We start from the raw sequence: 11,485 nt of genomic DNA on the forward strand, positions 1-11,485 counted from the left end.
GCTGAATTGCTAGTTATTTTATTCTGCAGGAGAAATCTTGTTAAATATCTTAAAGCCAAATATATGTAAAATAGGTTTAATTCCAAAACCGACCTGTGCGATAGCCGTTTTTTATAGTTAATATTAGGTAGTTATGTGTAGAGTTTATATAGGAGTCTATATAATATAGCTTGGTGGGTTTTCATTCCATTTGGTAAGTTGATAGCTTAAATAAGTAATAAATAAAAAACAAAAAGCCAAAATGTTAGTTTTAGCTTTTTGCCTTGAAGACTAATTCAAATAAAATAAATTTAAATAGTTGTAATTGTATGTTATAATTGATATAAAACACCTGCGTTTATAACTACTTGTCCATAATCGCTTGCTACATATTTAGGTTCTAAATACACACTTAATTTATCAGAAAAAGCCCATCTTGCGCCAGCTCCAATGTTAGCACCAAAAGCACTATTACTTACTTTACTTGTGCCATAATAATAGCCGTAATAAGTAGAAGATCCACTTTTGTAACTAGAGTAGTTAACACCTACTAAGGGATAGATTTTTAATTTACTTTCAATAATTTCAAAAAAGTAATGAGCGTTGGCATCTACAGCAAGTAAATTTCTATTAAAACCGTATAAACTGCTGCCAAAAAAGTAGGTAATTCCTGGAGAAATGGCAATTTCTTCAGTAATATTAAATTCTGCCTTTCCGGTAATTCCTGGACCAGAAATTTTTTCGTTGTATCCCAATCCGCCACCAATAGATATTTGTGCTTGAATTTGAGGTGCAATAAAAAATAATAAGGCAAGTGCAAAAAATATTCTGTTGCTTTTAATCGATTTAGAGTTTAGTTTTTTCATGTTTTAATTGTTTTTTGTTTTGTATGTTTTCTATTTAATGAGGTTTTAAATAAAAGGTTAACATAGGCCATGAAAAAGTTTTGAATATTATTGAATTTAAAATGTTTCTGTATTTTGTAATTCAGTTAATTACATGAGGTTTGTAGGTTAAACGAATTTTAATTGTTTTCTAGGAATTAATATTCTTGTTTCAATTCTTAGTGGTGTTATCCTCAATAAAGAGCTTGTAATAATGATAAGCTGATAATAAATTGTTGTTCAGATTCAGATTAAACTGTAAGAAAACTAATAGCTTTTACTTAAAAATAAAGTAATTTAGCAGCTAGATGTTAACCTTTTATAATTTAGGATATTAAATGCAAAGAGTTCAAGAGAACATAACTATAACTGATTTAAAAAAGGGCTCCGATTTGTTGTTCAGAAAAATATATGAAGACAACAGGGGCAAGTTTTTAAATTTTGCTAAAAAGTATCACCTACCACATGAAGATATTATAGATATCTATCAAGATGCCTACATTGTTTTCTATAATAATGTGATGGAAGGGAAGATTGTTGAGTTTACGAGCTCTATTTCAACCTATTTATTTAGCATTGGAAAGTATTTAATTTTTGATAAAATGAAAAAAAATAATAAGACTATAAATCCAGATTTCGATTTGTCTCTTATTAGGGAGAAAGAAGAACTAGTTGATCCAAATATAGATATGGATCAAGATTCTTTAACCACAGAACAGATTTTATTAAAAAGACATTTTGCAACTCTTGGAAAAAAATGCCAAGATCTGTTAACCTTGTTCTATTATAGAGGATATAGTATAAAGGATATTATTGATACTACAGATTATGCAAGCGAAAATGTAGTAAAAAGTGCCAAGTCCAGATGTATGAAAACCTTAAAAGAACGCATTAATAGTAACTAAGAAAAGCAATGAATAAGCAAGACTTACTATATCACTACTTCTCTAACAGCTTAACACCTGAACAAGAAACCGTATTTCAGAATTTACTGAAAACAGATACTGAATTTAAAGCGCAGTTTGAATTTGAAAACCATCTAAAAAAGGCAATTAAAAGCCATGAGAATGATCGGTTAAAAACAACACTTCAGGATGTTGAGCGTGAAATTAACATGCCTAAACATCACACATTGTTTAACTATAAAAGTTTTGCCGTAGCAGCCTCTATTGCCTTATTAGTTGGTTGGTTTGGCTATAATACCTTTTATAGCATTAATTATAATAGCTTGTATGATAGCAGTTTTAGCGAATATCCAAACACAGTTTACACAATAACAAGAAGCGATGACGAAAACTCTATAGAACGTGAAGCTTTTGTTGCTTACGAAACAAAAAACTATCAAATTGCTATTGAGAAATTTGATGCTGTTCCGGAAAACATACAGAAGAACTATGTAAGCTTTTATAAAGCACAAGCTTATTTAGGTATGGAAAACAAGGAGGAAGCTAAAGTCTTATTTGAACAAATTGTTAATGAAAATAAAAGTTTTGTAGCCGAGTCTACTTGGTATCTAGCATTAATAGCAATTAAGAAAGAGGACAAGGAAATGGCAAAGATTTACCTTGAAAGCTTGGTTAATAACTATACATATAATAAGGATAGAGCACAAAAGCTTTTAGAAGAACTTAAGTAGTTTTTCTAAACTTGATTACAGATACAATTAAGATTATAAGCGCTCCAATTCCAAAAAAGTACCACCACCAAGATACGTTTGAGGTTATTGCGGCTGTTTTTCCAGAAATAACAAAACCAGACCAATAGTACGGATGTATCAAGGCGGTTTGGTTGTTTTCTTTTATAAAGGATACTTGTGCGTGCTGTAAAGCTTGGTTTTTGGTTTTTCCTTCGGACAGTTTTTTATAAAAAACATCCATAATTTTTAAGGCTGAGCCGTCGTTAATTTTCCATAAAGTACTTGATATGCTTGAAGCACCACTAAAGTAAAATCCTCTGGCCAAACTAATAAATCCTTCACCACGCTTTAAATTACCAATTCCACTTTCGCAAGCACTTAAAGTTACTAAATTGGTATTGAGGTTTAAATTGTACAAATCGGTTACATAAAGCAGATTATTTGTATTGTTTGTATTTGGTTCAAAAGCTAAATACGAATATTCTGGAGTTTCATCGTTTATAATGGCATGGGTAGCAAAATGTAATAAGCCGTATTTTTCACTTTCTAAATTGAAATTTTGTAGTGTAGCATTTGAGTTTGTTAATGTTTTGCCGCTAAAATAATTTAGTATATCCTCAGCTTCATTTTGGTTATGTGGTAAAGGCAGTAAAGTATTGTTTGAAGATGTTTTAAAACTAGGAGCAAATGCTAATACTTTAGTGTTAACACCTTCCTTACTAGAAAGTTGCTTTAGTAATGTTGCTGAATTAACGTAACTAATTGCATGGTCTTCTATTAAATAGCTAGTTTTTCCATCTGTTGATAAACTAGAAAATGGAATGTAATTTAATAAACCATCTGTTACTACGATGAGGTTCTTGTTTGATAAATCCTTAATACTTGGGGCTACCAATTTCTTATATAAGTCAAATGATTTTTTGTTTAAATTTTGAAGATTGGACTTTGGGTTATTTAACATACTGTAAATAGAACTGATATCATTTTCTATTGAAGTATTTAATGGGTATTGATGAATAGATTTAGAGTTTTTAGAAATAGTTATCACATAAATTGCCTTGTTTCCATAAAAGTATGACACTAAAGCTTCGTTGGTTTTTAAAAAATTCTGTAACTGGTTTATTGTTATAACTTCCTGACTGTATTTTAAATCGTAATAGCTTTTATAATTCGCTTCAATCGTACTTATAAGTTCTCTATATCGACGTTTTGTTTCAAATAATTCGATTTCCAAAACCTCACTTTTTGATTGGTTTAACTGCTTTTCTAAATGATTGATTTGAGACTTTAAAACCTGCTCTTTTTCAATTATGTTTTTTGGAATGTTAGCAAATTTTGTTGCTTGAGTACTTAAAAGAGCATCTAATAACAGCACACTTTTGCTTTTCTCGGAATAATAAAAAGCGCGATCAATGAGTGAATCTTTTTTGGTTTTTTGATATAAATTGTAGCTTGCTTCCAATCCAGATTCAAACAGTGGGAAGGCTTCATCCATTAAAAATAGTTTGTCTTCCTTACTTTTAAAAGTTGGTTTTAACTGATCCAAGATTTGTAATGCTTGGTTAACGTTTGAAATGCTTTGGGTATAACTTGCTTGAGAATTTAATACATCTGTTTTGTTTTTTAGGACTTTTAAAATTGTGGATTGGTTGATAGTAGAATTTGTTTTGTCCGAAGAAAACTGATCGATTGCCAAATTATAATATTCTAATGCTTTTCGTGGTTGGTTACTTTTGAATTGTAGCTTCCCTATGGCGTTATATATTTCGGCGATGTCGTTATGTGGATTGTTTTTCCATTTTTGCTTTACGAGTTTCAAGGCTTTTTGCAATTCAAGTTCAGCTAATTTATAGTCCTTAGTAGATTCATGAATTTTAGCTTTAGCTTCATAATACATATGCCATTTTGGATGATTTACAGAAAGATGGTCTTTAATAATGTTCAAGTAATAAAAAGCACTATCGGTTTTAGACTCACTTAAATAATTATCCAATAAATGGTTGGCTTCAGTAACAATACTACTAGAGTTTCCTTGATGATTTAAATTATATTCTAATGATTTTTTAAAATATGCATTGGAAGTTTTTAGTTGGTTTTGATTTTTTAATACTTCGGCAAGTAGACTGTATGTCCTGTTAATTTTTATTATATCATCTGCTTTCTTAGCTTCTAAAAAATGAATATTTTTAGAGTAATAGTCTTTTGCTAAGTTGTATTTACCATCGTTCACATACATTTTTGCAATAAAACTGTAGGCGCTAGTTAAAAGATCGATGAGATAAATATTAAGCTCATCCTCTTTTAAAGCCTCTGTAGATTCGATAATGGATTGAAAAGCACTTCTTGATTGTTTATAATCGTTTAATCTGAAATAATAGATGCCTTTATCAAAGCGGATAGAGTTTATGTAGTATAAATAATTGTCAGTAGTCTTAAGTGCCATGTTGTTTTTCAAAACAATAGAGTCCAACTGCTTTAAGTTGGTCTTCATTTTGTCAAGATTATAAAAATGTGCAGCAGTTTTATTGGAGGCAGATATACTACTAATTAAACTTTCAAAATCTCCATGTTTTATGGCTTCATTATTAATTTTATCGAAATAGTAAAAGGCAGAATCCTGTTCAGAATAAATATATTGATATGCTTTTTGATATAAGGAAGTAATGGTGCTATCGTAAATAGAGTCGCTGTTATTTTGTGCTACGACATGGCTTGTAGACCATAATAGTATAAGTAGGAATAGAGGCAATTTCATAAAAAAAGTCTTCAGTTTAACTGAAGACTAATTTACAACTATTTAATGGATATTGTTTTTTATTAGTGTTTAAGGTAGGTTATGAAAATTAACCTGAATAGAATAACTGTCATTATTGGTTTGAACTTCTATCATAGCTTGTCCTGTAAAACCTGGTTGCTCGAAATTAAAAGGTTGATACCTTCCAGTATTTTGGGTGTTAGGAATAGTTTCTAATGGAGAATCACTGTTTGTAAAAGCTATACTCGATTCATCGTTAGAAGATAATATTGAAATACTCATTTGTTCTGTGCCTGGCAATAAAACAATATTTTCTATAGAGTTATATAAATCTAAACATAGACATGGTGATGGAACTGGAATTGGAGGTAATTTAGGTTTAACAATTGCGAATGCATTCTCAGGAGTTAAAATGCCAGAAATTTCTAGTTCATTTTCATCAATTTGAGCTTGGGCTACAAGAATGTTAGCTTGTGCTTCCTCGTAATCTGGATAATCTTCTGGAACTTGACTCCATTCATCAATTTGAGAATTAAGATATTCGTTTTCCGTGTTAAGGTAAAATATTTTTAGATCTCCTTCATAAATATAATTGGTAGCGGTTAATGGAGATTCTTCGTTATTGTCCTTCACAACATCGTCATCATCAGTTTTACAACTGGTAGTTGCAACCAATAAAAGTGACATAAAGAATAAGGCTAATGCATGTTTTTTCATAATTAATTATTTTAGTTGGTACTTTAATTTTTTACAATGTACATTCTATTAATAGAATGAATTTGTTAAAGTTAACAATTTAGAGATAAATTTTTTATAAATAAAAGTACTTGTCCTAGTCTGTTAGTTTATTTGGTAGATGATAATAGAGTTGTTGTCGCCTTTTGTTACAAATTCAAGGTTTCTGTCCTTATCTATATTATCTAGTGTTATTCTTGAATTTCCATAAACTGGAAAGTTGGAAATAAGCTCTCCTTGGCTGTCAAATAAATATATTTTTTTAGCTTGCAAATCTGTTATCGACACATATATTTTATCGTATAGGTAAAAAATATCTGGTTTTGTATAATTACCATAATCCAATTCTATCGTCTTGTCTTTTATGGTAAGCTTGTTTTCAGAATGTGTAACAAGGGTTCTACTTGTACTAGTTATATTGTGTAAATCTGTTAACTGAAGATTTTGAGCGGCAGTATTACCTTGTGTATCTATTGTTATAAGCTTTCCATCTTTTGATGTTGTAGAAAACTTATTGTTATACAAATAAACGGCTTGGTTAGAGTAGGTGTAGGTGTTTTTAGGCTTTACTCGTGTTTTTCCTACTCTATCTAAAATATATAAGCTGTTTGCAGTCTTGAATAGTAAATAATCTTTTTTTCCTATTCTAAAGTGTTGAGGTTGGTGCACCAATTCGCTCTCGGCTTTATTAAAGTTGAAACCTTTTACAGTACGACCAAGTTGGTCGTACATAAGAATGTTTTTCCCTTGAGTAATTAGTAATCTGTAATTTCTATTGTTGTCGTAATCAAAAACAGAAAGTGGTTGTGTTATTTTATCTTTAAATTTTAATGGGAATGGCGATACTTCCTTTCCAGTTCTATCAATTACGTAAACTCTATTTGGTGTTGCAAAGGCAAGTTGAAGTCTACCATTTTTGAACATATCTATTTGTTCAACAGAACCTATAATAGGTCCGTCTAATTGCTTTTTCCAAATAAGTGTGCCTGTATTTGAAATTAAATACAAGTTGTTTTTTATATCTTGAAGTACAATTTCCTTTTGGTTCGTTTCATGATTTACTACAAACTGCGGAGTGTTTAATAAATCATCCGTAATTTTAATATTAAATTCTTCTGTTACCGAATTTTCTAAAGCTTTGGTTTTGCTCTTTTTTATTACGGCATTTACATGGGCAAAATCAGTGTCGTAAATAAATTGAATGGCAGATGCATTGTATTTATCTAAATTTAAAGAAAGCTCTTCCGTAAGAAGTTGTTCTAATTTATTATTTAATTTAGAAGGAGCCATAACAAATAATAAAGAAGACTCATCACTAAGATTCTCTTTTATAGCTTCAAAATACGTTCTTTCGTGTAAAGTTGTATTGTTTTGATAATTGGCAATAATGTTCTGAAGTATTTCTAAGGAATTGGCAAAAACAAAGAAATTGTCCAGTACACAGTATAAGGTTGCTTTATTAAATTGAACTAAAGGGTAGAAGCTTCTATTAAATAAATTAGGTTGGCTAAAGCTAAAAACATCAATTTGTCTATAGCTTTCAACTAAATTTTGATCGTTGGATAAAGCATTGCTAGTAGATAGTTCATCTAAAGAATTTAATACTATAGCTTCTTGTGTTCCTTCAAAAATAAGGCCTACTTCAATGACATTATCAAACAAGGTGGATTCTGTAGTTATAGAATCGGTTGGTTGATATTTATCTAGGTTCTCTTTAAAGTTCGAGTAGTTATTGAAAGTAAAACTTATAAAGCCATCGCTATTCGCTGGAGTAATTTTAGCTAATTTGTTTTCTTGAGGAATCGTATTTTTAAAAATGTTAATCAGACTTTTGGTGGAGTCGGTAGCTTTTACTAAACCATTGAATAGAATTTCGTCTTGCTTTAAATCGATATCCAACAATAATGAAGTGGCTAGTTTTATATGATTTATAGAATCAATCAGAAAAAACGAATTTAAATAATTAGAATTTTCATTAATCAATATGGATAATTGACTGTCTTTATCCGCTGTGTTTAATAATTTCTTTAGTTTTAAAGGTTGATTCTTTTTATCTATGGACATTTTTAAAAGTTCCATTTCTGAAGCACCAATAAAAATGCTGTCCTTCACTATGCTAAACATCACGTTGTTTTCAACAGTTGTTTTTAATATGTCATCGTGGGTTTTAGAACTAATGGTTTCTACTTTATGATTTGGCAGAGAATCTACCGTAAATAAATTTTTAGAATATGGAGTTATTACAGTAAATTGAATACTGTCTTTAGTATCTTTTGAAAAGGAAAGAAGCAGCTCGTTATTGGTGTTAAAATGGTTTAAGAGTTCTAGTTTTTTTGAAATAGAAGAATATGTACTCGATTTAGAGAGTTCTTGTAAAAACTGATTGTTCTCGATGTTGTTTTTCAGACTTTCTAAGTCAGAAACCTTTATTACAAACGAAGCGCTTTCAGGAATAAAATCTGATGGTTTAATGTTTTTGTTATCAGAACTACAACTTGTAATTAATAAGGTGATAAAAACAAAATAAAAAATTCCTTTCATGTATTTGATGGTTTATGCAAATATAATGAACTCCTCTTTACTTTTTGATTTTAGCGGTTTTATAGAAAATAGAAAGAGTAAAGCGAAATTCAAGAGCTTATAATTTTAATTTCAATTGATCGGGTAACAGTTTAAAAGATTTTCTATGATATTCTGTTATCCCATATTTACTTATAGCTAATCTGTGTTCTTTGGTTGGATATCCTTTGTTTTGTTTCCAATTGTACATAGGAAACTCCTTATCGATGTTATTCATATACTCATCTCTGTAGGTTTTTGCTAAAATAGACGCAGCAGCAATGGATAAAAATTTACTGTCTCCTTTTATAATTGTTTTGCTAGGAATGTTTTGATATGAATGAAATCTATTACCATCAACTATAATAAATTCGGGTGTTGTTTTTAAGTTCTCAATCGCTTTATGCATAGCTAATATAGATGCATTCAGTATGTTTATGCTGTCAATCTTCTCAGGAAACACATGAGCTACACTAAAAGCTATAGCGTGTTCTTCAATATAAGGTCTTAAATAATCTCTCTTTTTTTCAGAAAGTTGTTTCGAATCGTTTAAAATATCGTGTTCAAAATCTTCAGGAAGAATTACGGCAGCAGCTGTTACAGGTCCAGATAAGCAACCTCGACCAGCTTCATCTGTTCCACATTCTAAGCTGAAGTTTGAGTAATTTAATTTTAGCATTTATATAAATCTTAAGAATATGACGTTATTATTAATTGTAATATTGTCTATAATAAATAAAATCCAAAAAGATATTTTCTATTTTTGACGAAAATTATTTTATCATCTGTTTTTTTTAATCAAATTAACTGTACAAATTCAAAAACGTCTTAGCTCCTGCAAGGTCTAAAAAATAATTATGAGGAGAATATTTTTAGCATTTTTTTTATTGGCTTTTGTTAGTTTAGGCTTTTCTCAAATTAAACCTACACTCGATAAAAGTGAAAGAGGTTTAATTAGAAATCAAGACTATCAAGACTATCAAGGATCTCCTGATAGAGGATCTTCAAAAAGTACAAGTAATAAAGGACTTGTTAATAAAGATGCTAAAATTGAGCAGTATTTAATAATATCTCACGCAAGGGACACAACTATTGTGGACACCTCCTTGACTATTAGAAAAGAGTACAAGTTCAATTACTTACGAAAAGATAACTTTAATTTACTGTCTTTCTCCAATGTTGGTCAACCATACAATACCTTAATCCATAATTTTGATAACAGTAAGTTAATGCCTTTGTTTGGAGCAAGAGCGAGGCATTTTAATTATATGGAAATAGAAGATATAAGCTATTACCATGTACCAACACCCTTTACAGAGCTTTATTATAAAACGGCATTTACCCAAGGTCAGCAATTAGATGCATTTTTTACGGTAAACACATCCAAGCAGTTTAATTTTTCTATTGCTTATAAAGGAATGCGTTCTATAGGAAAATACCAACACGCCTTGACTAGTACAGGGAACTTTAGGTTCACAACTAGCTATAAAACTAAAGACAACAGATATATTGCTAATGCACATATAGTTATGCAAGATTTGTTGAATGAAGAAAATGGAGGGTTACAAGATGATAATATAAAATACTTCGAGTCTGGAAACGAAGAATTTATTGATAGAGCTGTTTTAGCAGTTAATTTTCAAGATGCTGAAAATATTCTAAAAGGAAAGAGATTTCACCTGGACCACAGATATAAGCTTTTAAAAGAGCAAGATTCCACTTCCAATAACACGCTTAGTGTTGGAAATGTGCTTTCATTTGAAGATAAGTTTTACGAATACAACCAAAAGAAACAAAATGAATATTTTGGTGCAGCATTTCAACAAAATGGATTAAGAGACCGTGTAACGCTTGAGAATTTTTATGCGCAAGGTTATGCCGAATATAGTAATAACCTATTGGGAAATTTAAAATTCAATATCGATTACAATAACTATAACTACGGATACGATAAAGTAACTTATATAGATAATATATTAATAACAAACAGGTTGCTGGGTAGTGTAGTGTCTGTTGGAGGTCATTATTCTAAAAAAATAAAAAAGTTTAATATAGAAGGAGGCTTTGGATTAAACATCTCGGGAGATTTTGAAGGCAACTATGTTGAGGGTTCTGCTTCCTATCAGTTTACTGACGATATAGGATTTAGTGCAAGAGTTAAGCATAATTCTCAAGCTCCAAATTACAACTTCCTGTTGTATCAAAGCGTTTATCAGAATTATAACTGGAAAACAAGTTTTGATAATGTAAAGACCCAAAATATCAAGCTTGCTTTAACTTCGAATAAAATCGCAAATTTATCAGTAGACATTACTAATATAAACGACTATACTTATTTTAAAAAAGCAAGTGGATTGGTTAAGCCTTTTCAAAGCGATAAATCTATAAACTACCTTAGTGTTAAGTTGCAAAAGGAAATTAGTTTTAAAAAGTTCTCATTAGACAACACAATTGCATACCAAACAGTGAAGGATGCTAATTTAGTTTTCAATGTTCCTTCATTTGTTACACGAAACACATTATATTACTTCAATCATTTTTTTAAAAAGGCGCTGTTCCTTCAAACAGGCGTAACCTTTAATTACTTCACAAAGTATTATATGAACGGTTACGATCCGCTTATGGCAGAGTTTTATGTCCAAACAGAGCGTGAGTTTGGTGGATTTCCAAGATTTGACTTTTTTGTGAACGCCAAGATCCAACGAGCTAGGATATACATAAAGGCAGAACATTTTAACTCTGCCTGGACCGGATACGATTATTATTCGGCTCCCAACCATCCATATCGTGACTTCGCAATCCGTTTTGGTTTAGTTTGGAACTTCTTTTTATAAGGGCTATATATATAATAGGAGTTCTTTTTGATAAAGATTACCTTTATTCAAGACTAAAGCCTTGAGGTTTTTTCAGTCTATCCTTATATTATAGTATTACAAA

The 11,485-nt window shown here is 30.3% G+C and carries 8 protein-coding genes; 3 read left to right on the forward strand and 5 right to left on the reverse strand.

Translation table 11 applies throughout. The features are described 5' to 3' along the window. Window positions 1-311: 311 nt before the first annotated feature. The gene (locus VKY41_RS03130) at window positions 312-845 is read right to left on the reverse strand and encodes an outer membrane protein (protein ID WP_500812979.1); all 534 of its coding nucleotides are present in this window, start codon (window positions 843-845) and stop codon (window positions 312-314) included. A 356-nt stretch (window positions 846-1,201) separates the two neighbouring features. Between VKY41_RS03130 and VKY41_RS03135 the strand changes: the two genes are divergently transcribed. Further along, the gene (locus VKY41_RS03135) at window positions 1,202-1,768 is read left to right on the forward strand and encodes an RNA polymerase sigma factor (protein WP_500812980.1); all 567 of its coding nucleotides are present in this window, start codon (window positions 1,202-1,204) and stop codon (window positions 1,766-1,768) included. Between the two features lie 8 nt (window positions 1,769-1,776). Next, the gene (locus VKY41_RS03140; protein WP_500812981.1) at window positions 1,777-2,499 is read left to right on the forward strand and encodes a tetratricopeptide repeat protein; all 723 of its coding nucleotides are present in this window, start codon (window positions 1,777-1,779) and stop codon (window positions 2,497-2,499) included. On the opposite strand, the gene VKY41_RS03145 is transcribed toward VKY41_RS03140, so the two are convergent. From VKY41_RS03145 to rnhB, 4 genes are all read right to left on the reverse strand, one after another. Then, window positions 2,492-5,254, reverse strand: a complete 2,763-nt coding sequence (locus VKY41_RS03145; RefSeq protein WP_500812982.1) for a CHAT domain-containing protein — start codon at window positions 5,252-5,254, stop codon at window positions 2,492-2,494. The genes VKY41_RS03140 and VKY41_RS03145 overlap by 8 nt on opposite strands. A 69-nt stretch (window positions 5,255-5,323) precedes the next feature. Then, the gene (locus VKY41_RS03150; protein WP_500812983.1) at window positions 5,324-5,971 is read right to left on the reverse strand and encodes a hypothetical protein; all 648 of its coding nucleotides are present in this window, start codon (window positions 5,969-5,971) and stop codon (window positions 5,324-5,326) included. A 123-nt stretch (window positions 5,972-6,094) separates the two neighbouring features. After that, window positions 6,095-8,530: a ribonuclease HII gene (locus VKY41_RS03155; protein ID WP_500812984.1), complete on the reverse strand. Its 2,436-nt coding sequence runs from the start codon at window positions 8,528-8,530 to the stop codon at window positions 6,095-6,097. 97 nt (window positions 8,531-8,627) lie between these two features. After that, window positions 8,628-9,227 carry a ribonuclease HII gene (rnhB, locus tag VKY41_RS03160; RefSeq protein WP_500812985.1) on the reverse strand — a complete coding sequence of 200 codons (600 nt, stop codon included), beginning with the start codon at window positions 9,225-9,227 and terminating at the stop codon, window positions 8,628-8,630. A gap of 178 nt (window positions 9,228-9,405) precedes the next feature. On the opposite strand from rnhB, the gene VKY41_RS03165 reads away from it, so the two are divergent. After that, window positions 9,406-11,382, forward strand: coding sequence for a putative porin (locus tag VKY41_RS03165; protein ID WP_500812986.1), 1,977 nt, complete (start codon window positions 9,406-9,408; stop codon window positions 11,380-11,382). Window positions 11,383-11,485 lie beyond the last annotated feature (103 nt).

It is taken from the genome of Xanthomarina sp. (assembly GCF_035306605.1).
Taxonomy (GTDB): domain Bacteria; phylum Bacteroidota; class Bacteroidia; order Flavobacteriales; family Flavobacteriaceae; genus Xanthomarina.

Excerpts from the sequence above, each read along its gene's own strand:
- VKY41_RS03130 (WP_500812979.1), bottom strand. The coding sequence starts at position 845 with ATGAAAAAACTAAACTCTAAATCGATTAAAAGCAACAGAATATTTTTT.
- VKY41_RS03135 (WP_500812980.1), top strand. The coding sequence starts at position 1,202 with ATGCAAAGAGTTCAAGAGAACATAACTATAACTGATTTAAAAAAGGGC.
- VKY41_RS03140 (WP_500812981.1), top strand. The coding sequence starts at position 1,777 with ATGAATAAGCAAGACTTACTATATCACTACTTCTCTAACAGCTTAACA.
- VKY41_RS03145 (WP_500812982.1), bottom strand. The coding sequence starts at position 5,254 with ATGAAATTGCCTCTATTCCTACTTATACTATTATGGTCTACAAGCCAT.
- VKY41_RS03150 (WP_500812983.1), bottom strand. The coding sequence starts at position 5,971 with ATGAAAAAACATGCATTAGCCTTATTCTTTATGTCACTTTTATTGGTT.
- VKY41_RS03155 (WP_500812984.1), bottom strand. The coding sequence starts at position 8,530 with ATGAAAGGAATTTTTTATTTTGTTTTTATCACCTTATTAATTACAAGT.
- rnhB (WP_500812985.1), bottom strand. The coding sequence starts at position 9,227 with ATGCTAAAATTAAATTACTCAAACTTCAGCTTAGAATGTGGAACAGAT.
- VKY41_RS03165 (WP_500812986.1), top strand. The coding sequence starts at position 9,406 with ATGAGGAGAATATTTTTAGCATTTTTTTTATTGGCTTTTGTTAGTTTA.